Raw genomic sequence first — 25345 nt, forward strand, 5'->3', positions numbered from 1 at the left:
GATGGGCTGCAAAGCAGCCCCAAGAATGGACCGGGACAGGTAGCACTGGGACAGAAACGAAACAGGCCGCATACGCGGCCTGTTTCGTTGGAGGGATGCACTCAGTAGCGAGTGATCTCGGCGTTGGCTTCCAGCTGCTTGCGGTAGGCCGCGAAATCCTGCTGGCCAGCGCGCGAGGCGAGGTAGCGACGGATCTGCTCCTTCTCCTCGTCGGTAGCCGCGGCACCTTCGTTGACGCCCTTGAGCTGCAGCAGCACCAGGCTGCCATCGGCCAGGACCACGCTGCCATAGACCGGCTTGTCCTTGGCCTCGGGCTTGGCCAGGCGGAACACCGCCTGCAGTTCAGCCGGGTCGATACCGTCCTGGCCACGGGTGACGGCCTCCTGGACCTTCCAGGCCTGGCCCTCGACCGCAGCGTCCGGCGTCCGGGAGCCATCACGCAGTTCGGCAATCAGCTTGTCGGCCTTGGCCTTGAGCTCGGCGATCGCCTTCTCCTTGGCCAGGTGCTCGTGGATGCTCTTGGCCACGGCGTCCAGCGGCAGTTGCTCGGGCTTGCGATGCTCCTTGACGCGCAGCACGACCACGGTCTCCGGGTCCAGCTCGATGGCGTTGCTGTTGGCGCCTTCGTCCAGCACCTCCTCGCTGAAGGCGGCCTGAATCACCGCACGGTTGGCAGTGATGCCCTCGCCGCCTTCACGACCGAACGGCGCCGAGGTCTGTACCTTCAAGCCCAGGTCCTGGGCCGGCTGGGCCAGGTCGGACGCCTCGAAGGCAGCATCTTCCAACTGCTTGGTCACTTCCACGAAGCGCTGCTCGACCTGCTGGGTCTTAAGCTCGCGGGTCAGCTTGTCCTGCAGGCTGGCGAAGGTCGGTACTTCCGGCGCCTCGACGCCCAACAGCTTGATCAGGTGGTAGCCGAACTCGGTACGCACCGGCGCCGAGACCTGCCCCTCGCCCAGCTTGTACAGCGCCTCCTCGAAGGCCGGGTCATAGACGCCGGGGCCTGCGAAACCCAGGTCACCGCCACTGCTGGCCGAACCCGGATCCTGGGAGAACTCCTTGGCCAGCGCGGCGAAGTCTTCACCCTTGGCCAGGCGCTGCTGGATTTCCTCGATGCGGGCCTTGGCCTGGGCATCGGAGGTCTTGTCGTCGACCTCGATGAGGATGTGCGCGGCATGGCGTTGTTCGGCCAGGTTGGCGATTTCCTTCTCGTAGAGGTTCCTGAGCGCGTCCTCGTCGACCGTGACCTGGTCGAAGAAGGCCGACTTCTTCAGCTCGATGTAGTCGATGACCACCTGGTCGGGGGTCATGAACTCCTTGGCGTGCTGGTCGTAGTGCGCCTTGACCTCGTCGTCGCTGACGTGGGCCACGGCCGCGTCGGCCTTGAAGGTCAGCGAGGCGAAGTCGCGGGTCTGTTTCTCCAGGCGGGCGAAGGCCTCGACCTGCTTGTCGGTGACGAAGCTGCTGCCGGCAAGGCCGGTGCGCAGCTGCCCGATGAGCATTTCCTCGGCCAGCATCTCGCGGAACTGCATGCGCCCGTAGCCCATCTGGCGAATGACCGAGTCGAATCGTTCGGCACTGAACTTGCCGTCGACCTGGAACTCTGGCGTCTGCAGGATCAACTGATCCAGCGCGGCCTCGGAAAAGGCGAACTTGGCATCCTCGGCGCCCTGCAACAGCAGCTTGCGGTCGATCAGCCCCTTGAGCGCGGCTTCGCGCAGCATTTTCTCGTCCAGCAGCGCTGGGTCGAAATCCTTGCCCAGCTGTTGCATCAGCTGGCGGCGCTGCATGTCGACAGCCTGGCTCAGCTCGTTCTGGCTGATGGTCTGGCCGTTCACCTTGGCGGCGTCCTGGCTATGGCTGGTGGCCTGGAAAATGGCCTCGAAGCCGGTCAGCGCCATCAGCACGACGATAAGGCCGATGATGGTCTTGGCAATCCAACCTTGTGAATTGTCCCTGATATTCTGCAGCATGCGTCCCCCAGAAACGGTTGTACCACTGCGTCGACAACCGCGGAGCGTGGGTAGAATCCTGATAGAAGAAAGGCGCATCCTGTGGATGCGCCTTTTCAAAGCGAGCGTGCCAACGGGAACGTTTGCGCCCCCTTCGTCACGCGGTCGGGCCTGGCGTGACCAGGTCCGGCTGAAAGAGACGACTTAGTTGACGGCGTCTTTCAGGCCCTTGCCAGCCTTGAAACCTGGAACCTTGGCGGCAGCGATCTTGATCGCCTTGCCGGTCTGCGGGTTGCGGCCGGTACGCTCGGCGCGCTCCTTGACCGAGAAGGTACCGAAGCCAACCAGTACAACATCGTCACCTTGCTTCAGGGCGCCGGTGACGGATTCGATGACTGCGTCCAGCGCACGGCCGGCTACAGCTTTCGGGATGTCAGCGGATGCGGCAATAGCGTCAATCAGTTCCGACTTGTTCACTCTAAGTCCCCTTATATCTCTATTGAGTTTGTTTCTAAGTATTTAATGAAAAGCTTATGAAACGAGCGCTGGGCGGCCTGTTGACACTGGCGTGCCGCTTTATAACAAGGGCCCGAAAAAACTGTCAAGGAAAGCCCCCCAGCGAAATACGTACTAGTGCGTGCTGATTCTTTCCTTAGCATCGCCGTCGCGCTTTTCATCTTTCGCGACAATCTCCGGAGCCACATCTGGCAAGGGCTCCGGGGCGTATTGCAGCGCAATTTGGAGGACTTCGTCAATCCATTTGACCGGTTTGATCTGAAGATCCTCTTTGATGTTTTCCGGAATCTCCTTCAGGTCGCGGACATTTTCCTCGGGAATGATGACCGTCTTGATCCCACCGCGGTGCGCCGCCAGCAGCTTTTCCTTCAGCCCGCCGATGGCCAGGACCTGGCCGCGCAGGGTGATTTCGCCGGTCATGGCCACGTCGGCACGTACCGGGATCTGGGTCAGCGCCGAGACCAGCGCGGTGCACATGCCGATGCCGGCGCTAGGGCCATCCTTGGGCGTGGCGCCCTCGGGCATGTGGATGTGCACGTCGTGCTTCTCGTGGAAATCGGCAGCGATGCCCAGGCTGCGCGCGCGGCTGCGCACCACGGTCTGCGCCGCGGTGATCGATTCGACCATGACGTCGCCGAGCGAGCCGGTCTTGATCAACTGGCCCTTGCCGGGGATGACCACCGCCTCGATGGTCAGCAGCTCGCCGCCCACCTGGGTCCAGGCAAGGCCGGTGACCTGGCCGATCTGGTCCTGCTGCTCGGCCAGGCCGTAGCGGAACTTGCGCACGCCGAGCAAGTGCTCGAGCTGCTCGCTGGTGACCTTGACCTTCACCTGCTTCTGGCCGGCGTGTTCCTTGACCACCTTGCGGCAGACCTTGGCGATCTGCCGCTCCAGGCTCCGCACGCCCGCTTCACGGGTGTAGTAGCGGATGATGTCGCGGATCGCCGAAACATCGATCTCCAGCTCGTCCTTCTTCAGGCCATTGGCCTTGACCTGCTTGGGCGTCAGGTACTTGACCGCGATGTTGACCTTCTCGTCCTCGGTGTAGCCAGGCAGGCGGATGATCTCCATACGGTCGAGCAGCGCCGGCGGGATGTTCATCGAGTTCGAGGTGCACAGGAACATCACGTCCGAAAGGTCGTAGTCGACCTCCAGGTAGTGATCGTTGAAATTGTGGTTCTGCTCGGGGTCGAGCACCTCCAGCAACGCCGAGGCCGGGTCGCCACGCATGTCGCTGCCCATCTTGTCGATCTCGTCGAGCAGGAACAGCGGGTTGCGCACGCCCACCTTGGTCATCTTCTGGACCAGGCGGCCCGGCATCGAACCGATGTAGGTCCGCCGGTGACCACGAATCTCGGCTTCGTCACGCACGCCGCCCAGGGCCATGCGTACGAACTTGCGGTTGGTGGCGGAGGCGATGGACTCGGCCAGGGAGGTCTTGCCGACCCCGGGCGGGCCGACCAGGCACAGTACCGGGCCACGGATCTTCTTGACGCGCTTCTGCACGGCGAGGTACTCAAGGATGCGCTCCTTGACCTCCTCCAGGCCGTAATGGTCGGCATCGAGGATCTCCTCGGCCTTGGCCAGGTCCAGGCGCACCTTGCTCTGGGCCTTCCACGGCACCTGCACCAGCCAGTCGAGGTACGAGCGGACCACGGTGGCCTCGGCAGACATCGGCGACATCTGCTTGAGCTTGTTCAGCTCGGCCTGGGCCTTGGCCAGGGCGTCCTTGGGCAGGCCGGCAGCGTCGATACGCTTTTTCAGCTCCTCGACCTCGTTGTGCCCTTCGTCGCCATCGCCGAGCTCCTTCTGAATGGCCTTCATCTGCTCATTCAGGTAGTACTCGCGCTGGCTGCGCTCCATCTGCTTCTTGACCCGGCCACGGATGCGCTTCTCCACCTGCAACAGGTCGATTTCCGCATCCAGCAGCGCCAGGACATGCTCGACGCGGGTCGGCAGGTCGACGATCTCGAGGATCTCCTGCTTCTGCTCGATCTTCAGCGCCATGTGCGCGGCCATGGTATCGACCAGGCGCCCCGGCTCCTCGATGCTGTTGAGCGAGGACAGCACTTCGGCCGGGACCTTCTTGCCCAACTGCACGTATTGCTCGAACTGCGAGAGCAGGCTGCGCACGAAGACTTCCGACTCGCGCTCGGGCGCCTCGACCTCGTCGATCAGGCTGACTTCGGCACGCACGTGCCCGTCCACTTCGCTGAAACGCTCGACCGCGCCGCGCTGCTCGCCCTCGACCAGCACCTTGACGGTGCCATCGGGCAGCTTCAGCAGTTGCAGAACGGTAGCGATAGTGCCGACGCGGTACAGGGCGTCTTCGCCCGGATCGTCGTCGGCTGGATTCTTCTGGGCCAGCAGGAGGATCTGCTTCTCGCCCGTCATCGCGGCCTCGAGGGCTTCGATGGACTTCTCACGCCCCACGAACAGCGGGATGACCATGTGCGGGTAGACTACGACATCGCGCAATGGCAAAAGAGGCAAGTCGAGGGTGGTCTTCATGATTTCGCCTCTACAGCGGCCTTGTGGCCGGAAACCGGTGGAAATGATGCTTGGACCTAATGTGGGGGCAGGCCCGGGAAAATACAAGCGCTGAGATAGGAAAAGCAGAAAGGGGCCCGTAGGCCCCTTTCTTGCACGCTGTCACGCTCCGACTCAGGCGTCAGGCGCGGCCTTGGCCTGCGGCTCGCTGTTCTCGTAGATCAGCAGCGGCTGCGAGGTGCCATCGATGACGCTCTCGTCGATCACCACCTTGGAGACGTCCTTCTGCGAAGGGATCTCGTACATGGTGTCGAGCAGCACGCCCTCGAGGATCGAACGCAGGCCACGGGCGCCGGTCTTGCGCTCCAAGGCCTTGCGGGCAACGGCCTTGAGCGCATCGCTGCGGAACTCCAGGTCGACGTCTTCCATCTCGAACAGCTTGGCGTACTGCTTGGTCAGGGCGTTCTTCGGCTCGGTGAGGATCTGCATCAGCGCCGCCTCGTCCAGCTCGTCGAGGGTCGCCAGCACCGGCAGACGGCCGACGAACTCGGGGATCAGGCCGAACTTGACCAGATCGTCCGGCTCGACCTCGCGCAGGGACTCGCCAACCTTCTTGCCTTCCTGCTTGCTGCGCACTTCCGCACCAAAACCGATACCACCCTTGGTGGAGCGGTTCTGGATGACCTTTTCCAGGCCCGAGAACGCGCCACCGCAGATGAACAGGATGTTGCGGGTATCGACCTGCAGGAATTCCTGTTGCGGGTGCTTGCGGCCACCCTGGGGCGGCACGGAGGCCACGGTGCCCTCGATCAGCTTCAGCAGTGCCTGCTGCACGCCCTCGCCCGAGACGTCACGGGTGATGGACGGGTTGTCCGACTTGCGCGAGATCTTGTCGATCTCGTCGATGTAGACGATGCCCATCTGGGCCTTTTCCACGTCGTAGTCGCACTTCTGCAGCAGTTTCTGGATGATGTTCTCGACGTCCTCGCCCACGTAGCCGGCTTCGGTCAGGGTGGTGGCGTCGGCAATCGTGAACGGTACGTTCAACAGGCGTGCAAGGGTTTCGGCGAGCAGGGTCTTGCCCGAGCCGGTCGGCCCGATCAGCAGGATGTTGCTCTTGCCGAGTTCGACTTCGTCGCCCTTCTTGTCACGCTGGTTCAGGCGCTTGTAGTGGTTGTACACCGCTACGGACAGCACCTTCTTCGCGCGCTCCTGACCAATGACGTACTGGTCCAGGATGCCGCTGATTTCTTTCGGCGATGGCAATTTGTGCGCGTTGCTCTCGGCCTGGGCTTCCTGCACCTCCTCACGGATGATGTCGTTGCACAGGTCGACGCACTCGTCGCAGATAAATACCGAGGGCCCGGCAATCAATTTGCGCACTTCGTGCTGGCTTTTGCCGCAGAAGGAGCAATAGAGCAATTTGCCGCTGTCCTCGCCGTTACGGGTGTCAGTCATTCGATCGATCCAATCCGGTAGGCATGAAACACAAGATGAAGGCAATCGCGGGCTTTTTCAAGTCCGCAGGTAGGCGCATTCCGCGCCCACCCGCTCTGGCACCTTGGTTCAGGACGCCAGTTGCCGCTTGTCGTAGACCGAGTCGATCAGGCCGTACTCGGCCGCGCGCGAGGCGCTCATGAAGTTGTCGCGTTCGGTGTCGCGCTTGATGGTCTCGAGGTCCTGGCCGGTGTGGTAGGCCAGCAGCTCGTTCAGGCGCGCCTTGATGTTGAGGATTTCCTGGGCATGGATCTCGATGTCGGTCGCCTGGCCCTGGAAGCCGCCGAGCGGCTGGTGGATCATCACGCGCGAGTTCGGCAGGCAGTGACGCTTGCCACGGGCACCGGCAGCCAGCAGGAAGGCGCCCATGCTGCAGGCCTGGCCGATGCAGATGGTCGAGACGTCCGGCTTGATGAACTGCATGGTGTCGTAGATCGACATCCCGGCAGTGACCGAGCCACCCGGCGAGTTGATGTACAGATGGATATCCTTGTCCGGGTTTTCCGCTTCAAGGAACAGCAGTTGCGCCACTACCAGGTTGGCCATGTAGTCCTCGACGGGGCCGACCAGGAAGATCACCCGCTCCTTCAACAGGCGCGAGTAGATGTCGTAGGCGCGCTCGCCACGGGCGGACTGCTCGATAACCATCGGGACCAGGCCGCCTGCGGCCTGGATGTCAGAGCTCTGCTGAATATAAGAATTGCGGGACATGTCCTGCACTCACTCCCAAATAGTCATGGCTTGAATACGCACAAGCCAGCGCGAAGGCTGGCTTGTGGGGGTTTCCTACGAGGGAGGAAATCACTCAGCGGCGGCAGGTGCCTGCGCTGGCTTGACGGCTTCCTCGTACGAGACCGACTTGTCGGTCACAGTCGCTTTCTGCAGGACAGTATCTACAACTTGTTCTTCCAGCACAACCGAACGGACTTCGTTCAGCTGCTGGTCGTTCTTGTAGTACCAGGAGATGACCTGCTCAGGCTCTTGGTAGGCCGAGGCCATTTCCTCGATCATCTCGCGAACCTTGGCTTCGTCCGGCTTGAGCTCGAATTGCTTGACCACTTCGGCGACGATCAGGCCCAGGACCACGCGACGCTTGGCCTGCTCTTCGAACAGCTCGGCCGGCAGTTGCTCTGGCTTGATGTTGCCACCGAACTGCTGGACGGCCTGCACGCGCAGACGGTTGACTTCGTTTTCCAGCAGCGCCTTGGGCACTTCGATCGGGTTGGCGGCCAACAGACCGTCCATGACCTGGTTCTTGACCTTGGCCTTGATCGCCTGGCGCAGCTCGCGCTCCATGTTCTTGCGGACTTCGGCGCGGAAACCTTCCAGGGTAGACTCCTTGATGCCGAACTGGGCGAAGAACTCTTCGTTCAATTCCGGCAGTTGCGGAGCAGCGACGCTGTTGACGGTGATGGTGAACTCGGCGGCCTTGCCGGCCAGGTCGAGGTTCTGGTAGTCCTCGGGGAAGGTCACGTTGACGACGCGCTCTTCACCGGCCTTGGCGCCGACCAGGCCGTCTTCGAAGCCCGGGATCATGCGGCCGGAGCCCAGCACCAGCTGGGTGCCCTTGGCCGAACCGCCGGCGAAGGTTTCACCGTCGATCTTGCCGACGAAGTCGATGTTGACCTGGTCGTCGTTCTGCGCGGCGCGCTCGACGGCCTCGAAACGCACGTTCTGCTTGCGCAGCACTTCCAGCATGTTGTCCAGGTCGGCGTCGGCCACTTCGGCGCTCAGGCGCTCGACGTTGATCGACTCGAAACCGGCAACGGTGAACTCGGGGAAGACTTCGAAGATGGCGACGAATTCCAGGTCCTTGCCCTTCTCGAAGGACTTCGGCTCTACCGCGGGGGCGCCAGCCGGGTTCAGCTTCTGCTCGACCACGGCTTCATAGAAGGAAGCCTGGACCAGGTCACCGAAGGCTTCCTGACGGGCGGCGTCTTCGTAACGCTGACGGATCACGCTCATAGGCACTTTGCCAGGACGGAAGCCTGGAACCTTGGCGCGACGGGCAGTCTGTTGCAGACGCTTGTTGACTTCGGTCTCGACGCGCTCGGCCGGAACGGCGATGGTCATGCGACGCTCGAGAGCGGAAGTGTTTTCAACAGAAACTTGCATGGATATTCCTCGTTGCACAGACGTTAGCCGGCGATAGCCCGACTCCAGAATCAAGGGCAAGCATTCTAGTGACTCGCGCACCAGAAGTCACCCCACCCGGGACGATGGGAAACCACGCCGGTCGATTTCATTGAAAAGCCCGCACGGCGCGCCGTCGGACCCTTTCCAGATGCTGGCCGCGCGGCGGTGGTTGGTCATCGCGCGGGTTGTAAAAACTTGTCAAACAAATGCAGCGAAACGCAGGGAGTGCCTATTGGGCATCGATCTCGTTGAACTGGCAGTACTCTTCCCACGCCAAGCCCAGCGCCTCGGCCACCTCGCGGTGCACCTCAAGGCGCATGGCCTTCAGTTGCTCAGGGCTCTCGGCGATCAGTTGCAGGGCCAGTTCCCAGGGCTCGACCCCCTGCTCATCGGCCGCATCCTCGAAAGCCCACTGGATCTGCTGGGCCTGCTCGCGCGCATCCAGTTCGCGGATTTCCTCGAGCAGCTGCGGATTGGCCTCGGCGAAGCGCTGCAGCGCCAATGCCTGGCGGGCTTCTTTTGCGATCATGCGACTCTTCCTTTATCGGGGCTGCGAGCCCCCTTTTCAACCGGCTGAAATCTATCAGTTTTTACCAGGCCGCCACCAGCTCCGCACGCCAATCGGCACGCCCGGGTCTGCCTGGAGCACTGAAACCGTCCGACTCGAGCCCACGGCAAAGTGGAGCACCACATCTAAAATAACAGTCACTCTCATATGAGAATAAATCTCGATATAATGAGCACTCGATTTGCCGACGCCGGTCTCGCTCCAAATGGACACCAGTCACTCCCCGTCTGCGCTCAATGCCCACCTGGGCACGCTGTACAACGACCATCACCGCTGGCTTTACCACTTGCGTAATCGCATCGGCTGTGTGCTTTCCACGTAGCGCTCCCTTGCAGATTGAAATGTTCTTGCAAGAGAGGTCACGCGAAGGTCGGAAAAAGGAAATGAAAATCAATTATTTTTGGGCTCGCCAATTATCGCGTACGCAAAGGCCAGGGGTGCGCGATTCGAGCGAGCGTTATGGGGAGGTGTAAGACGAGGTGTTTGAGCCGTGGGCCAAGGGGGCTGCCTTGCAGCCCCAATGCCACTTGATTGGCTGGCATTGCGCCAAGCCTGGCCCCACAGGACCTGCGGCGGCGATAAGAAAAATCGCCACGCGCCGTCTTACTTATGCAGCTCTTCCGCTGCATACAGGGTGTTTTCCAACAGGCACGCCCGGGTCATCGGGCCGACGCCGCCTGGCACCGGGGTGATCCAAGCCGCGCGCGGCAGGGCGGTTTCGAACACCACGTCGCCCACCAGCTTGCCGTCTTCCTGGCGGTTGATGCCGACGTCGATGACGATGGCACCTTCCTTGATCCACTCACCCTTGACCAGGCCCGGTTTACCGGCGGCCACCACCACCAGGTCGGCGCGACCGACGTGGCCGGCCAGGTCCTTGGTGAAGCGGTGGCAGACGGTGACGGTGCAGCCGGCCAGCAGCAACTCCATCGCCATCGGGCGGCCAACGATGTTCGAGGCGCCGACGATCACCGCGTTCATGCCATACAGGTCCTGGCCGGTGCTGTGCAGCAGGGTCATGATGCCCTTGGGGGTGCAGGGGCGCAGCAGTGGAATGCGCTGGGCCAGGCGGCCGATGTTGTAGGGGTGGAAGCCGTCGACATCTTTATCTGGGCGAATGCGCTCGAGCAGCAGCGAGGCGTCCAGGTGCGCGGGCAGTGGCAGCTGCAGGAGGATGCCGTCGACGGCCGGGTCGTCGTTGAGGCGGTCGATCAGGTCGCTCAGGGCTTGCTGCGTGGTATCGCTGGGCAGGTCGAAGGCCTGGGAAATGAAGCCGACCTCCTCGCAGTCCTTGCGCTTGTGCGAGACATAGACTTGGGAGGCGGGGTCGGTACCGACCAGGATCACCGCCAGGCCAGGCGTGCGCAGGCCTTGCTGGCGACGCTCCACGACACGTTGAGCGATCTGCTGGCGCAGGTTGGCGGCGATCGCCTTGCCATCGATTAGGTGTGCAGTCATAGACGCGTGATTAACCATCGAGAAGGGAACATAAAAAGAGGGCGCATTCTCGCACGACACGGCCCGAGGGCAAAGGCGGGTGGTCGGGCAAATCCCCTAACCCCTTAAATAAACTAAATTTTTTTGAAAAAAGTGTTGACGACCTTTCGGCTCGTCTATAACATTCGTCGCACTTGTCGGGCAGAGCCTAGCACTGGTTAGCAAGGTCAGGCAGAATGAGCGGATTTGCTAGCTTGTTCGGTAGGGCTGAAAGTTGATTTGCAATCGTAACAGAAAGCAGATTGAATATGCGCCCGTAGCTCAGCTGGATAGAGCATCCGCCTTCTAAGCGGATGGTCGCAGGTTCGAGTCCTGCCGGGTGCGCCATTAGGCAGCTTTGGCACGCAAGTGAAGTTGTAACGCAGTACCGCAATATGGTGGGCGTAGCTCAGTTGGTAGAGCGCTGGATTGTGATTCCAGTTGTCGTGGGTTCGATTCCCATCGTCCACCCCATATTCCACAAAGGCGCCTTGATTGTATAATCTGGCGCCTTTGCTTTAAGTGCTCCACGCGGACGTGGTGAAATTGGTAGACACACTGGATTTAGGTTCCAGCGGCGCAAGCTGTAAGAGTTCGAGTCTCTTCGTCCGCACCATATGACTGCCCGTTTTCAAAGGCTTCTCCCCAGCCGCTCACAAGATTGGGAAGACCTTGAGAATCTCGGGCACGCAAAGGCAGCTTTTTAGCTGCCTTTGTCGTATCTGGAAGGTCGATTTCTCCAGTTTGAATGCGTGCTCAAGCATGTCGATCATGCCCCTCCCCCAGCAAGGCCGCCCCACAGAGCCCTGGGCATGACACGTGATTCGTGAGCGCTACCGGCCCCCTGTGGGAGCCGGCTTGCCGGCGATGAGCCGCGAAGCGGCCTCAAATGACGAAACCGCTGAAAGCCGGCGACGGAACAACCAGGGTTCCCCACCCGATCACTTGCGCGCCGCCTCCCACGACTTGAGCAGTTCGCTATAGCTCACCGTCTCCCCCTTGGGCTTCTCGTTGGCCAGTTTCGGCTTCGGCGCACCCGGCTGGTCGAACCAGTACTGGGCACCGCGCTCGGGGTTGAGCTTGGGTGCACAGGTGGCCTGGGCGTTGGAGCGCTGCAGGCGTTCGAGCATGCGGTCCTGGTCGCGGGCCAGGCCATCCAGGGCTTGTTGCGGGGTCTTCTCGCCGCTGGCCACTTCGGCGATGTGGCTCCACCACAGCTGGGCCAGGCGCGGATAGTCAGGCACGTTGGTGCCGGTGGGCGTCCACTGCACCCGCGCCGGGCTGCGGTAGAACTCCACCAGCCCACCGAGCTTGGGCGCCAGGTCGGTCATGGCCTGGGAGTTGATGTCCGACTCGCGGATCGGTGTCAGGCCGACGATGGTCTTCTTCAGCGACACGGTCTTGGAGGTGACGAACTGGGCGTACAGCCAGGCGGCCAGGCGCTGCTTCTCGGGGGTGGACTTGAAGAAGGTCCACGAGCCGGCATCCTGGTAGCCCAGCTTCATCCCCTCCTCCCAGTACGGCCCCTTGGGCGACGGCGCCATGCGCCATTTCGGTGTGCCATCGGCGTTGACCACCGGCAGACCAGGCTTGGTCATGTCGGCGGTAAAAGCGGTGTACCAGAAGATCTGCTGGGCGATGTTGCCCTGGGCCGGGACCGGCCCTGCCTCGGAGAAGGTCATGCCCTGCGCCTCCCTGGGCGCATAGGCGCGCATCCAGTCCACGTACTTCTGCGTGGCATACACCGCCGCCGGGCCATTGGTGTCGCCGCCACGGGTGACGCTGGAGCCGACCGGATGGCAGTCCTCGACGCGAATCCCCCACTCGTCCACCGGCAGGCCGTTGGGCAGGCCCTTGTCGCCGCCACCGGCCATGGAAAACCAGGCGTCGGTGAAGCGCCAGCCCAGGGATGGATCCTTCTTGCCGTAGTCCATGTGCCCGTAGACGCGCTTGCCATCGATTTCCTTGACGTCCTCGCTGAAGAACTGGGCGATGTCCTCGTAGGCCGACCAGTTCACCGGCACCCCCAGCTCGTAGCCGTACTTCTCCTTGAACCTGGCCTTGAGCTCCGGCCGCTCGAACCAGTCGGCACGGAACCAGTAGAGGTTGGCGAACTGCTGGTCCGGCAACTGGTAGACCTTGCCATCTGGCGCGGTGGTGAAGGAAAGGCCGATGAAATCCTGCAGGTCCAGGGTCGGCGAGGTGTAGGCCTTGCCTTCATTGGCCATCAGGTCAGTGATCGACTCCACCTTGCCATAGCGAAAGTGGGTACCGATCAGGTCGGAATCATTGACCCAGCCGTCATAGATGTTCTTGTCCGACTGCATCTGGGTCTGCAGCTTCTCCACCACGTCGCCCTCCTGGAGCAGGTCGTGGGTCAGCTGGATACCGGTGATCTCGCTGAAGGCCTTGGCCAGCACCTTGGACTCGTATTCGTGGGTGGTGATGGTTTCCGACACCACGTTGATCTTCATCCCACGGAACGGCTCGGCCGCCTTGATGAACCACTTGAGCTCAGCCAACTGCTGCTCCGGCGTCAGGGTCGAGGGTTTGAATTCGCTGTCGATCCACTTCTTCGCCGCGTCCTCGTACTGGTCGGCCCAGGCCGAACCCTGCACGCCGACGAGCAGCAGCACGGCCAGGGTCAGATGTCGCCGGTTCTTGTCGTTATCGAACATTGTGCTCTCCCGATTGATTGATCCACGGCGCCGGTCAGCCCCAGCGCAGCACCACCACGAGCCAGGCCAGCGACAGCAGCGAGGCTACCCACAGCGGCCAGTCGCTGACGCCGATCACCAGCAAGTGCAGGTAAGCGCTGGCCAGCAGGCCGATGAACAGCCGGTCGCCGCGGGTGGTGGCGATCGGCAGGAAACCGCGGCGCGCAAGGCACGGGCGGCGCAGCTCGTAAAACGTCATGCACACCAACAGCACGCCAACGGCGGCGAAGAACAGCGCCGTGGGCAAGGTCCAGGCCATCCACTCCATCGTCTGCCCTCCTCACACCCGGCCCAGGGCGAAACCCTTGGCCACATGGTTGCGCACGAACCAGATCACCAGCATGCCCGGCAGGATGGTCAGCACCCCAGCGGCGGCCAGCACGCCCCAGTCGATCCCCGAGGCCGACACGGTGCGGGTCATCACCGCAGCGATCGGCTTGGCGCTCACCGAGGTCAGCGTGCGCGCCAGCAGCAGCTCGACCCAGGAAAACATGAAGCAGAAGAACGCCGTGACACCAATCCCCGAGCCGATCAGCGGAATGAAGATCTTCACGAAGAAGCGCGGGAAGCTGTAGCCGTCGATGTAGGCGGTTTCGTCAATTTCCTTGGGCACCCCAGACATGAACCCCTCGAGGATCCACACCGCCAGCGGCACGTTGAACAGGCAATGGGCCAAGGCCACGGCGATGTGGGTGTCGAACAGGCCGATGGACGAATACAGCTGGAAGAACGGCAGCAGGAACACCGCCGGCGGCGCCATGCGGTTGGTCAGCAGCCAGAAGAACAGGTGACGGTCGCCCAGGAAACGATAGCGCGAGAAGGCATAGGCCGCCGGCAGCGCCACCGCCAGCGAGATCAGGGTGTTCAGGCACACGTAGTACAGCGAATTGATGTAGCCGCTGTACCAGCTGGCATCGGTGAAGATCACCCGATAGTTGTCGAGGGTGAAGTCCTGTGGCCACAGGGTCAGGCCGCCGAGGATCTCGCTGTTGCTCTTGAACGACATGTTCAGCAGCCAGTAGATCGGCACCAGCAAGAAGAGCACGTACAGGAGCAGCGGCAACGCCTTGCGCAGGGTCATGGCCTAGTCCTTGTCGGCATGGGTCATGGCCGTGTAGAACAGCCAGGACACCAGCAGGATGATCAGGAAATACACCAGCGAAAACGCCGCCGCCGGCCCCAGGTCGAACTGCCCCACCGCCATGCGCGTGAGGGTCTGGCTGAGGAAAGTGGTCGCGTTGCCAGGCCCACCGCCGGTGAGCACGAACGGCTCGGTGTAGATCATGAAGCTGTCCATGAAGCGCAGCATCACCGCGATCAACAGCACGTTCTTCAGCTTGGGCAACTGGATGTGCCGGAACACCGCCCAGGCCGAGGCACGGTCGATGCGCGCGGCCTGGTAGTAGACGTCGGGTATCGCACGCAGGCCGGAATAGCACAGCAGCGCCACCAGCGACGTCCAGTGCCAGACATCCATCACCAGCACGGTGATCCAGGCATCGAAGGGGTCGCTGGCATAGTTGTAGTTGATCCCCAGTTGCCCCAGGGTCGCGCCGAGCAGGCCGATATCGGCACGCCCGAAAATCTGCCAGATGGTGCCCACCACGTTCCACGGGATCAGCAGCGGGATGGCCATGACGATCAGGCAGGCCGACGCCAGGCGCCCCTTGCCCGGCATGGTCAGGGCGATGGCGATCCCCAGAGGAATCTCGATCAGCAGCACGCAACCCGAGTAGACGAACTGACGCAACAGCGCATCGTGCAGGGCCGGGTCGCGCAGCACCTGGCGATACCAGTCGGTGCCGACGAAATAGCGGTTGGACGGGTCGAAAATGTCCTGCACCGAATAGTTGACCACGGTCATCATCGGCACCACGGCACTGAACGCCACCAGTACGAACACCGGCAGCACCAGCCACCAGGCCTTGTTGTTCGGCACCTTGTTCACGGCTGAGTCTCCACCAGCACGTCGTCGGCATAGAGCATCAGCCATTGCGCCGGCAGGCTGACCCAGGCCATCCCGGTGGGGAAGGTGCGATCCTCGCCCAGGCGCGCCTTGAGCGTCGCACCGCCCAGCGCGAAGGTGAGAATGCGGTAGGTGCCCAAGTCTTCCACATCCAGCACGCGGGCCTCGAAAGCACCGTCGAACGGCCCGTCCCAGACCTGCACGAACTCTGGGCGTATGCCGACCTGCAGCCGCGCGCCGGGGCGCTCGGCGAGGCGTTCGACGATCCCCTCCGGCAGCGTCAGGTGCACATCGCCGAAGGCCACCCCGCGGCCCTCGGCACGCACCTCGACCAGGTTCATCCCCGGGCTGCCGATGAAATAACCGACGAAGGTATGCCGAGGCCGCTCGAACAATTCTCGCGGGGTGCCGAACTGGACGATGCGCCCGCCATGCATCACCGCGATCTTGTCGGCGAAGGTCGAAGCCTCCAACTGGTCATGGGTGACGTAGATCATGGTGATGTTGAACTGCTCGTGGATCTGCTTGAGCTTGCGCCGCAGCTTCCACTTCAGGTGCGGGTCGATCACCGTCAACGGCTCGTCGAAGAGGATCGCCGAGACATCGTCACGCACCAGGCCACGGCCCATGGAGACCTTCTGCTTCTCGTCGGCGCTGAGGTTGCGCGCCTTCTTGCCCAGCATCCCGGCGAGCTCGAGCACCTCGGCGATTTCCTCGACCCGGGCGCGCACCCGCACCTCATCCAGGCCCTGATTGCGCAGCGGAAAGGCCAGGTTGTCGAAGACGCTCATGGTGTCGTACACCACCGGGAACTGGAACACCTGGGCGATGTTGCGCGCCTGGGGCGAGAGGTGGTTGACCGGCTGGTCATCGAACAGCACCTCGCCCTGGGACGGGCTGAGCAGGCCAGAAATGATATTGAGCAGGGTCGACTTGCCACAGCCCGACGGCCCGAGCAAGGCGTAGGCCCCGCCCTGCTCCCACACGTGTTCGAGCTCATGCAGGGCGTAGTCGGCTTGGGTCGATGGTCGACGCTCGTAGCTATGGGCCAGTCGGCGCAGGCGGATCTCGGCCATCAGGCGCTCCTCGCTTCGCGCAGGCCCGGTGCCTGCACCAGTGCCCCGTCGCTGTCGAAGACGAACAGCTTGTGGGTGGGGATGAACACGCGTATCGGCGTGTCCACCGGGTATTCGTGCACGCCGGGCAGGTGCAGGACCATCCGCCAGTGCTCGTTGCGCACATGCAGGAAGGTCTCCGAACCGCTGATCTCGGCCAGTTCCACCAGCACCGCCAGCTCCAGGTCGTCATCGTGGGACGGCACCAGGGTGATGTGGCTGGGCCGCACGCCAAAGCGGTAGCCACCATCGCCCAGGTGGCGCAGGTCGGCATTGCGGGCGAAGTGCACGGCCTCGGCCAGGCTCACCTCGTTACCACTGATACGTCCGAGCACCAGGTTGATCGGCGGCTCGGAAAACAGCTCGGCGGCGAGCACGTTGCAGGGGCGGTGGTAGACCTCGGCCGTGGGACCACTCTGGATGATGCGCCCCTCATGCAGGAGGGTGGTGGTGCCCCCCAGGGCCAGGGCCTCGCTGGGCTCGGTGGTGGCGTACACGGCGATGCAGCGGCGCGCGGCGAACAGGGCGCGCAGCTCCTGGCGCAGGCCTTCGCGCAGCTTGTAGTCGAGGTTGACCAGCGGCTCGTCGAACAGGATCAGCGAGGCATCCTTGACCAATGCCCGGGCCATCGCCGTGCGTTGCTGCTGGCCACCGGAGAGCTCCAATGGCAGGCGCTGGAGGTAGGGCTCGATGTGCAGCATCTTGGCGGTTTCCTGTACCCGGCGACGGATCTGCTGCTCGGGCAGCCGCGCCTGGCGCAGGGGCGAGGCGATGTTCTCGAACACCGTGAGGGTCGGGTAGTTGATGAACTGCTGATAGACCATCGACACGTTGCGCGAGCGTACCGGCCGGCCAGTGACGTCTTCGCCATCCATCAGCACGCGGCCACGGTCCGGGCGGTCGAGGCCGGCCATCAGGCGCATCAGGCTGGTCTTGCCGGCCAGGGTGCGGCCCAGCAGGACATTGAACGATCCGGGCTCCAGGCGCAGGCTGGCGTCGGCGATCCATGCCTGGTTGTCGACGCTACGGCTGACCTGTTCCAGCACCAGAGACATGGCGTGGCCTTCCTGTGGTGATCGTCCGACGAAAAAAGCCAGTTCCGTGCCAGTTTCCCTCACCCGCTCTGGCCCGGGGCGTGGGGCGCTCACAGTGGCCAGCACCGGTTCGCAACTGAACACATTCGCTGAACAACTGAACAGCTGTGGGTTTGACAATGAACAACCCTGGACGACACTGAACAGCGGTCGGCAGAAAACGATAACCCTAAAGGACAGGCCCATGGCCGCATCCGCTTCGACCCATGCCCAACTGATCCAGGCCTCCTGGGCGCGTTGCCGCGACCATGGCCTGGAGCCCCAGAGCGCGCCGGACTTCGACTGCCTCACCAAGGCCGAGCTCAACGCCCTGCTGGAACGCCGCCAGGCCCTGCTGCGCCTGACCCGCGACGAGGTCCTGCCGCACTACGCGCACCTGCTGGGCAACTCCAGCTACCTGGTGATGCTCGGCGATGCCAGCGGCTGCCTGCTCGACGCATGGGGCACGCGGCGCTTCGTCGACCCGCGCCAGCAACACGGCTTCGTCGCCGGCGCCCATTGGCACGAACGCGGCGTGGGCACCAATGCCCTGGGCACCGCGCTGGTCTGCGGCGAGCCGCTGCATGTGGGCCAGGACGAGCACTTCCTGCGCCAGAACCGCTACATGGCCAGCGCCGCGGCGCCCTTGTTCGATGCCGAGCGCCAACTGGTGGGTGTGCTCGATGTCGCCAGCGACGGCTACCTGCCCGCCGCCCAGACCCTCGGCCTGGTACGCATGATGGGCCAGAGCCTGGAGAACCGCCTGATCCTGGCTCGCCATGGCGGGCAGCACCGGCAGCTATTGTTCAACAGCGCCCCGGACAACCTGGACAGCCCCTGGGCCGGCCTGCTGGTGTTCGATGAGCGCGGCCGGGTGCTGGCCGCCAACCACCGGGCCGACAGCCTGCTCGGCCGCAACCCCTTGCAACACAGCCTGGAGCAGTTGTTCCAGATCCCCCTGCGGCAGATCCTGGCACAGGCCGAAGGCCAGGCCTTCGCCCTGCAGGCTACCGGCCGCAATCGCTTCCATTGCCTATGGCATGCACCGCATGGCGCGCCCCTCCCGCCTTCGCCCCGCAGCGGCGACCCGCGGCTGGAAAAAGCCCTGGCCCAGGCCGGCCTGCTGCTGGAGAAGGACATACCGGTGCTGGTCCAGGGCGAGACCGGCGTTGGCAAGGAGGTCTTCGTCGAGGCCCTGCACCAGGCCAGCAGCCGCGCCGGGCAAGCGCTGGTGGCGGTCAACTGCGCGGCGATCCCTGCCGAACTGGTGGAGTCGGAACTGTTCGGCTACGAGAAAGGCGCCTTCACCGGCGCCCATCACAAGGGCAACCCTGGGCTGATCCGCAAGGCCGACCAGGGCATCCTGTTCCTCGACGAGATCGGCGACATGCCCCTGCCGACCCAGGCCCGCCTGCTGCGCGTGCTGCAGACGCGCAGCATCCAGCCGCTGGGCAGCGGCGAACCGGTGGCGGTGGACATTCGCGTGGTCTCGGCGAGCAACCGCGACCTGGCCGCCGAGGTCCGGGCGGGGCGCTTCCGCCAGGACCTGTACTACCGTATCGCCGGGCTGGCAGTGCTGCTGCCGCCCTTGCGCGAGCGCAGCGACCGGCGGGCGCTGATCGAACAGGTGCATGCGCGCTACCGCGAGCCTGGCCAGCCGCAGCGCCTGCCGGCCGAGATCCTCGTCTTGTTCGAGCGCCATCCCTGGCCGGGCAACCTGCGCGAGCTGGTCAGCGTGATGCAGGTGGCCCTGGCCTTGGCGGGGCCGGCCCCCATTGGCGTGGAGCATCTGCCCGGCAGCTTCCTGGCCGAGGTGGAAGAGTCCGTGTACCCCGTGTGCGCAGCGCCACGCGAGGCGGACCTGGGCGAGTTGCTGCGCCAGGCCAATGGCAATCTTTCGTCGGTGGCCCGGGCATTGGGGATCAGCCGCACGACTTTATACAAGCGGCTGCGGGAGCGAGGGGTGGCGGCCTCGAACGAGTGAGCGGGTGAGCCGGCTTTCTTGCTGTGGCGGCCACTTCCTGAAATCTGGGGCCGCTTCGCGCCCCTTTTCGACCGGTACGGCGCCCCGACAAGGCCGCTCCCACAGAGACCGCGCCGCTCTTGAGGCTTACGCCCAACTTGTGTGGGGCTTGCCGACGATGGGGGGCGAAGCGGTCCCAGTACTCGCAAGCCCTCTCTTCCTCCTACCATCCCCTCCCCCGACTCACACCTGCCGCCACGCCACCGGCTGCCGGAACCCCTGCACCCATCCCGGCACCGCCTGCGCCGGCATCGGCGGGGCAATGCCGTGCCCCTGGCCCAGATCACACCCCAGCTCCATCAGCACCTGCCCATGCTCCAGGCTCTCCACCCCCTCGGCAATCACCCTGCGGCCAAAGGCATGGGCCAGGCCGAGCACCGCACGGACCAGCGCCCGCTCATCAGGGTCATGCAGGATATCGCGCACGAACGTGCTGTCGATCTTGATAGTCCGGGCCGGCAGGCACCTGAGGTGGTTCAGCGAGGAATGGCCGGTGCCGAAGTTGTCCAGGGAAACCGCGACCCCCAGCGCCCGGCAGGCCTCCAGGCAGCGGCTGACGTGCTGCAGGTTGTCGACCGCCACCGACTCGACGATCTCCAGCTCCAGTTGCCCCGGGCCTACGCTTGGGTACCGCGCCAGCAACCTCTCCAGGCGTTCGACGAAGTCGCCACTGTGCAGGTGTCGTGCGGCGATGTTGACGCTCACCGACCAACCGCAGCCCTGCCATCGCTGCAGCTGTGCCAGGGCCTGGCCGATGGCCCATTCGCCGATTTCCACGACCAAGTCGGTCTGCTCCACCTGCGACAGGAGCTCGCCAGGCAGTACCGCCCCCTTGTCCGGGTGCAGCCAGCGCAGCAACGCCTCGAAGCCGAGCACCTGGCCACTGCGCATGTTCACCTTGGGCTGGTAGTGCAACACCAGCTGGTCCTGGCGCAAGGCCTTGCGCACCCGGGCCACGGCCTGGTGGGTAGCCCTGAGTTCCAGCTCATGGGACACGTCGAACACATGGTAACGATTGCGCCCGCGCTGCTTGGCCACGTACATGGCCTGGTCGGCATGGCGCACCAGGGTGTCGGCATCCTCGTCGTCCTGGGGGAACAGGGTGACGCCGATGCTGGCGCTCAAGGACAACGGCTGACCACGGATCACATAGGGCGCAGCCAGGGCCCGGAGAATCCGTTGCAGGGCGGCATGCAACTGGCGGCTGCCTTCGACATGCCGCAGGATCAGCACGAACTCGTCGCCCGACAGCCGTGCCGCCGCATCGCCACCGCGCAGGATACCCTTCAGGCGCTGCGCCACCTCGACCAGCAGCAGGTCGCCGATGGCATGACCATAGCCGTCGTTGACCGCCTTGAAGCCATCCAGGTCGAGCATGCAGACCGCCAGGGAAATGTCTTCCCGGCGGGAAAAGGCCATGGCCTGGCTGAGCAGGTCGCAGAGGTAGGCGCGGTTGGGCAGGCCGGTCAGCACATCGTGACCGACCCGCCATTGCAGGGTATGCAGCAACTGGCGCTTCTCGGTGACGTCGAAGCGGATCGACACGTACTTGCGCACCGTCCCGGTGAGCGGATCGAGCAGCGGTACCATGGTGCTGTCGACCCAATACAACGAACCGTCCTTGGCACGGTTGCAGATCTCGCCCCGCCACACTTTGCCGGCGACCAGGGCACGCCACATGCCGCTGAAGAACTCCGGCTCGTGCAGGCCGGAATTGAGAATGCGATGGTTGGCCCCGAGCAACTCCTCGCGGCTGTAGCCGGAGATACGGCAAAACTGCTGGTTGACATAGGTGATCCGCCCGCGCAGGTCGGTTTCCGAGAAGATCGCGGCGGCATCCACGGCGGCGCGGTAGTTTTCGTCCATCGCGGCACCCTAGCGTTCGAAGCGCCGTGCCAGGGCGCGAGGCCCGGCACCGATCCGACCATGCCAATGAAGCATACGCCGTGGCTGGTCGGGAACGCAGTGTTCGGCCGGGAAACCCGGCAGGTCGAGAGGCACGATGAGACTCCATTCACTGACGATCCGACGCCCCGCCCCATGACGGAGGCAGGCCGGAACCGTTCATCCTCGATCAGTTCCAATATCCGCTGGCGCCTTCACCTACGGCCCGGCACGAACCCGGCCGAGGCCCGTACATCAACGATGGCTGATCGGCCGAAAATCGAATTCTACGAACACCATCACATTTTGCCAACAAAGGTGATGCCGCATGCTGTTGCCTTACGCTGAAATTTAGCGTTAAGTTCTTGATTCCAAATGGGAAACAAGCGATGACGAGATCAGGTCTGGGCTCTGCCCTGCGCCGCTATCGCAAGCTGGCGGGCCTCACGCAGGCGCAACTTGGCGAGCGGACCGGCTTCGATCCCAAGACCATCAGCCGCTTCGAGACCGGTACCTACACCCCCAGCATCGATGCCCTCCTGCTATTCGCCACGGTGCTGGGCGTCAAACCCAAGGCCTTCTTCGCCGAACCGGACGACGAAGAGGAGCAGCGTGCCTACCTGTTCGGCGTGATCCACAAGGCCCCGCCCAAGGACCTTGGCAAGCTAATTGCAGCCGTCGACCAGGCCTTGGCCACGCCTGAAGCCCCGCCCCGGGAGCGATGAACGGCCCCATTGACCCCTCTGCACCGTCCCAGAGCGTGTTGTACCAGACTGCACCACAACTGGTCAGACCGGTAAGGCCAAAAATCCTTGCAAAAACGAAAATTTCACGGTTTTATGATCCGGCGCTGAACAAACCGGTAAGACCACAATAATTAAGTCCTGCGCTCTTTCGCCCCTCCCGGCATCGAAGCAAGGACACCGACCAGAGATCCCTCCCATGCTCAAATGGTGCTCGCGTTCGATCTTCCTCCAAGTCGTGCTGGGCCTGGCCCTCGGCATTGCCTGCGGTCTCAGCTTCCCCGACCTTTCCCTGCAACTCAAACCCCTGGGTGACGGCTTCATCAAGCTGATCAAGATGCTCATCGGCCTGATCGTCTTCTGCGTGGTGGTCAGCGGCATTTCCGGCGCGGGCGACCTGAAGAAGGTCGGACGCATCGGCCTGAAGTCGGTGATCTACTTCGAAGTGCTGACCACCATCGCCCTGGTGATCGGCCTGGTGTTCGCCTTCAGCACCGGCATCGGCAGCGGCGCCAACATCCACCTGGACCAGCTCTCCAGCGCCGATGCCAGCAACCTGGCCGAGCGCAGCCAACACATCCACGGCGCAGCAGCATTCTTCATGGACCTGATCCCGACATCGGTGGTCGGCGCCTTCGCCGACAACAACATCCTCCAGGTGCTGCTGTTCTCGGTGCTGTTCGGCAGCGCGCTGAACCTGGTAGGCGAGTCGGCCTCGGGTATCTCGCGGTTGATCAACGAGCTCAGCCACGTGGTGTTCCGCATCATGGGCATGATCGTGCGCCTGGCGCCGCTGGGCGTGTTCGGCGCCATCGCCTTCACCACCAGCAAGTACGGCCTGGAGTCGCTGCAGCACCTGGGCGGCTTGGTGGCGCTGTTCTACCTGACCTGCGCGGGCTTCGTGCTGATCATCCTCGGCACGGTGATGCGCCTGTCGGGCATGAAGCTGTTGCCGTTCATCAAGTACCTGCGCGAGGAGCTGACCATCGTCCTCGGTACCGCCTCCTCCGACGCCGTGCTGCCGCAGATCATGCGCAAGCTCGAGCACCTGGGCATCGGCAGCTCCACCGTGGGCCTGGTGATCCCCACCGGCTACTCGTTCAACCTCGACGGCTTCTCCATCTACCTGACCCTGGCCATCGTGTTCATCGCCAACGCCACCGGCACGCCGCTGGCCATGACCGACCTGCTGACCATCCTGCTGGTGTCGCTGGTGACGTCCAAGGGTGCCCATGGCATCCCAGGTTCGGCCCTGGTGATCCTCGCCGCGACCCTGACCGCCGTGCCGGCGATCCCGGTGGTGGGCCTGGTGCTGGTGCTGGCGGTGGACTGGTTCATGGGCATCGGCCGGGCGCTGACCAACCTGATCGGCAACTGCGTCGCCACCGTGGCCATCGCCCGCTGGGAGAAGGACATCGACCTGGAGCGTGCGCACAATGTACTGTCCGGCAAGCCTGGCTTCGCCCCGACGCCACGCAAGCAGCCCCCCCAGGCCCACCAGCAGGAATTCTGAATGACCCGCGGCCGGTGCGATGCGCCGGCCGCAAGGAGACCCGATGCAACTTCAAGGGAGCGAACCGTGATCAGCTCATCGACCGTCGTCAATTCGGTGGTGGAAAAACTCCGCCAGGCCTTGGCCCGCGGCCAGTGGCGCAGCGGCGAGATGCTTCCCGGCCAACGCGAGCTGGCCGAACAGCTGGGCATCAGCCGGCCCAGCCTGCGTGAAGCGGTGACCGTGCTGGAAACCCAGGGCCTGGTACGCTCGCTGCCCGGCAAGGGCGTGCTGGTGCTCGAGGCCGAGGTCGCCGCCCAGGAGCAGGAACAGGCCGCCGACACCCTGGCCACGGCCAGCCTGGCCGACGTGCTGGAACTGCGCTACACCCTCGAGCCCTTCATCGTCGGCTTGGTCGCCCAATCGGCCAACAGCCAGGACATCGGCCAACTGCGCCTGACCTTGATGGACATGCGCGAGGCCCTGGAGGCCGGTGACAGCGAGGCCGGCGTCAACGCCTACATCGCCTTCCACGAGGCGCTGTTCGCCCTGACCACCAACCCGATCTTCCAGAGCGTGGTGCAGCAGACCGGCAATGCCCTCAAGCAGAGCGCCGAGATGCTGCGCAACTCGCCTGAACACCTGGCCGCGCGGCTGACCGAGAACGAAGCCGTGGTGCGTGCCATCCGCGACAAGAACAGCGCCCAGGCCAGTGCCCAGATGCGCCGGCACATCCTCGAGGAGGGCCAGCGCATGGGCATCGAACTGAACATCCCCGACGAACACCCGGGCCCATGACCCCAGGAGAGCGACCATGACCGCCTGCGCCCACGCCGCCCCTCACCTGCCAGCCCTGCTCGCCGCCGGCGAGACCCGCCTGTCGGCCGAGCAGATCTACCCGCGCCTGTTCGACGCCATCCTCGAGCAGCGCCTGCCGCCCGGCAGCGCCTTGCCCGAACAGGCCCTGGGCAATGCCTTCGGGGTCAGCCGCACGGTGATCCGCCGGGTACTGGGACGCTTGTCGGACCAGCAGGTGGTGGTCCAGCGCCCCAGCCACACCGCGCACCTGGCCACCCCCGATCCGCAGCAGGCGCGCCAGGTGCTCAGCGCCCGGCGCCTGGCCGAGAGCACGCTGATCAGCCTGGCCGCCCAGCGCGCCCGCCCGGCGCAGATCCGCCAATTGCGCCAGTTGGTCGAACGCGAGCGCCTGCACCACGAACACGGCGAACGCTGCGCGGCGATCCGCCTGGGCGGCGAGTTCCACCTCAAGCTGGCCCAGGTGGCGGCCAATGCGCCGCTGGCGCGCTTTCTCAACGGGCTGGTGCCGATGACCTCGCTGATCATCGCCCGCTACGAGTCGCCCTGCTGCGAGCACTGCGCCTGGCAGGAGCATGCGGCGATCATCGATGCCGTGGAAAGCGGTGACGTCGAAACGGCCCAGGCGCTGATGAACGAACACCTGGACCGCCTGGAGGCCAAGCTCGACCTGGATGAGAGCGGCCAGGCGTAACCCCTGGCGAGCCATTCAGGGCCGCTTTGCGGCCCATCGCGGGCAAGCCCGCTCCACAGAGACTGCGCCATTCTTCAGAGCGGCGCCGAACCTGTAGGAGCGGGCTTGCCCGCGATGGGCTGCAAAGCAGCCCCAACATGACAAGGCCCCGCTTAACTGATCAGCCCCCACCTCCCCCCACCTATAC

The 25345-nt window shown here is 63.9% G+C and carries 20 protein-coding genes and 3 tRNA genes; 8 read left to right on the top strand and 15 right to left on the bottom strand.

The window, feature by feature from the left end; all coding sequences use genetic code 11:
* Positions 1–101: 101 nt before the first annotated feature.
* The 8 genes from WCE05_RS12025 to folD form a co-directional block, all read right to left on the bottom strand.
* The gene (locus WCE05_RS12025; RefSeq protein WP_225790150.1) at positions 102–1973 is read right to left on the bottom strand and encodes a SurA N-terminal domain-containing protein; all 1872 of its coding nucleotides are present in this window, start codon (positions 1971–1973) and stop codon (positions 102–104) included.
* 183 nt (positions 1974–2156) lie between these two features.
* Positions 2157–2429: a nucleoid-associated protein HU-beta gene (hupB, locus tag WCE05_RS12030; protein WP_011533117.1), complete on the bottom strand. Its 273-nt coding sequence runs from the start codon at positions 2427–2429 to the stop codon at positions 2157–2159.
* Between the two features lie 153 nt (positions 2430–2582).
* Entirely contained in the window at positions 2583–4979 is a 2397-nt protein-coding gene (gene lon, locus WCE05_RS12035) for an endopeptidase La (protein ID WP_368815982.1), read from the bottom strand.
* A gap of 153 nt (positions 4980–5132) precedes the next feature.
* Positions 5133–6416, bottom strand: coding sequence for an ATP-dependent Clp protease ATP-binding subunit ClpX (gene clpX, locus WCE05_RS12040; protein ID WP_043213487.1), 1284 nt, complete (start codon positions 6414–6416; stop codon positions 5133–5135).
* A gap of 108 nt (positions 6417–6524) precedes the next feature.
* A complete protein-coding gene (gene clpP / locus WCE05_RS12045) occupies positions 6525–7166 on the bottom strand; it encodes an ATP-dependent Clp endopeptidase proteolytic subunit ClpP (protein ID WP_225790148.1) in 642 nt (213 codons plus the stop codon).
* Between the two features lie 90 nt (positions 7167–7256).
* Positions 7257–8570, bottom strand: coding sequence for a trigger factor (gene tig, locus WCE05_RS12050; protein WP_225790147.1), 1314 nt, complete (start codon positions 8568–8570; stop codon positions 7257–7259).
* A 250-nt stretch (positions 8571–8820) separates the two neighbouring features.
* Positions 8821–9120 carry a DUF6388 family protein gene (locus WCE05_RS12055; protein ID WP_225790146.1) on the bottom strand — a complete coding sequence of 100 codons (300 nt, stop codon included), beginning with the start codon at positions 9118–9120 and terminating at the stop codon, positions 8821–8823.
* Positions 9121–9762: 642 nt separating this feature from the next.
* The gene (gene folD, locus WCE05_RS12060; protein ID WP_368815983.1) at positions 9763–10617 is read right to left on the bottom strand and encodes a bifunctional methylenetetrahydrofolate dehydrogenase/methenyltetrahydrofolate cyclohydrolase FolD; all 855 of its coding nucleotides are present in this window, start codon (positions 10615–10617) and stop codon (positions 9763–9765) included.
* 289 nt (positions 10618–10906) lie between these two features.
* Here folD and WCE05_RS12065 point away from each other — a divergent pair.
* From WCE05_RS12065 to WCE05_RS12075, 3 genes are all read left to right on the top strand, one after another.
* Positions 10907–10983, top strand: a tRNA-Arg gene (locus WCE05_RS12065).
* 50 nt (positions 10984–11033) lie between these two features.
* Positions 11034–11109: transfer RNA gene (locus tag WCE05_RS12070), tRNA-His, on the top strand.
* Between the two features lie 57 nt (positions 11110–11166).
* A tRNA-Leu gene (locus WCE05_RS12075) sits at positions 11167–11251 on the top strand.
* Between the two features lie 325 nt (positions 11252–11576).
* Here WCE05_RS12075 and WCE05_RS12080 read toward each other — a convergent pair.
* From WCE05_RS12080 to WCE05_RS12105, 6 genes are read right to left on the bottom strand one after another with little or no spacing between them, the layout of a single operon-like run.
* Positions 11577–13313, bottom strand: coding sequence for an extracellular solute-binding protein (locus WCE05_RS12080; RefSeq protein ID WP_368815984.1), 1737 nt, complete (start codon positions 13311–13313; stop codon positions 11577–11579).
* 34 nt (positions 13314–13347) lie between these two features.
* On the bottom strand, positions 13348–13620 hold the full coding sequence (locus WCE05_RS12085) for a DUF2160 domain-containing protein (RefSeq protein WP_225790143.1): 273 nt from the start codon (positions 13618–13620) through the stop codon (positions 13348–13350).
* A 12-nt stretch (positions 13621–13632) separates the two neighbouring features.
* Positions 13633–14433 carry a carbohydrate ABC transporter permease gene (locus tag WCE05_RS12090; protein WP_225790142.1) on the bottom strand — a complete coding sequence of 267 codons (801 nt, stop codon included), beginning with the start codon at positions 14431–14433 and terminating at the stop codon, positions 13633–13635.
* A gap of 3 nt (positions 14434–14436) precedes the next feature.
* On the bottom strand, positions 14437–15300 hold the full coding sequence (locus WCE05_RS12095; RefSeq protein WP_225790141.1) for a carbohydrate ABC transporter permease: 864 nt from the start codon (positions 15298–15300) through the stop codon (positions 14437–14439).
* Entirely contained in the window at positions 15297–16394 is a 1098-nt protein-coding gene (locus WCE05_RS12100) for an ABC transporter ATP-binding protein (RefSeq protein ID WP_368815985.1), read from the bottom strand. The genes WCE05_RS12095 and WCE05_RS12100 overlap by 4 nt, the downstream gene beginning before the upstream one ends.
* Positions 16394–17488 (bottom strand): ABC transporter ATP-binding protein, encoded by a 1095-nt coding sequence (locus tag WCE05_RS12105; RefSeq protein ID WP_368815986.1) that lies wholly within the window; start codon positions 17486–17488, stop codon positions 16394–16396. The genes WCE05_RS12100 and WCE05_RS12105 overlap by 1 nt, the downstream gene beginning before the upstream one ends.
* Positions 17489–17711: 223 nt before the next feature.
* On the opposite strand from WCE05_RS12105, the gene WCE05_RS12110 reads away from it, so the two are divergent.
* Positions 17712–19490 (top strand): sigma-54-dependent Fis family transcriptional regulator, encoded by a 1779-nt coding sequence (locus WCE05_RS12110; protein WP_368815987.1) that lies wholly within the window; start codon positions 17712–17714, stop codon positions 19488–19490.
* A 222-nt stretch (positions 19491–19712) separates the two neighbouring features.
* Here WCE05_RS12110 and WCE05_RS12115 read toward each other — a convergent pair whose 3' ends face one another.
* A complete protein-coding gene (locus tag WCE05_RS12115; protein ID WP_368815988.1) occupies positions 19713–21395 on the bottom strand; it encodes a putative bifunctional diguanylate cyclase/phosphodiesterase in 1683 nt (560 codons plus the stop codon).
* Between the two features lie 407 nt (positions 21396–21802).
* Here WCE05_RS12115 and WCE05_RS12120 point away from each other — a divergent pair, with 407 nt between their 5' ends.
* From WCE05_RS12120 to WCE05_RS12135, 4 genes are all read left to right on the top strand, one after another.
* A complete protein-coding gene (locus tag WCE05_RS12120; protein ID WP_225790136.1) occupies positions 21803–22138 on the top strand; it encodes a helix-turn-helix domain-containing protein in 336 nt (111 codons plus the stop codon).
* A 217-nt stretch (positions 22139–22355) separates the two neighbouring features.
* Positions 22356–23669, top strand: a complete 1314-nt coding sequence (locus WCE05_RS12125) for a C4-dicarboxylate transporter DctA (protein ID WP_253091345.1) — start codon at positions 22356–22358, stop codon at positions 23667–23669.
* 66 nt (positions 23670–23735) lie between these two features.
* Positions 23736–24446 carry a FadR/GntR family transcriptional regulator gene (locus tag WCE05_RS12130; RefSeq protein ID WP_225790134.1) on the top strand — a complete coding sequence of 237 codons (711 nt, stop codon included), beginning with the start codon at positions 23736–23738 and terminating at the stop codon, positions 24444–24446.
* A gap of 16 nt (positions 24447–24462) precedes the next feature.
* Positions 24463–25158 carry a GntR family transcriptional regulator gene (locus WCE05_RS12135; RefSeq protein ID WP_225790133.1) on the top strand — a complete coding sequence of 232 codons (696 nt, stop codon included), beginning with the start codon at positions 24463–24465 and terminating at the stop codon, positions 25156–25158.
* The last annotated feature ends 187 nt before the right edge of the window (positions 25159–25345 follow it).

The sequence above is a fragment of the Pseudomonas sp. I2 genome, from assembly GCF_040984075.1.
In the GTDB taxonomy this organism is placed as follows: domain Bacteria; phylum Pseudomonadota; class Gammaproteobacteria; order Pseudomonadales; family Pseudomonadaceae; genus Aquipseudomonas; species Aquipseudomonas guariconensis_B.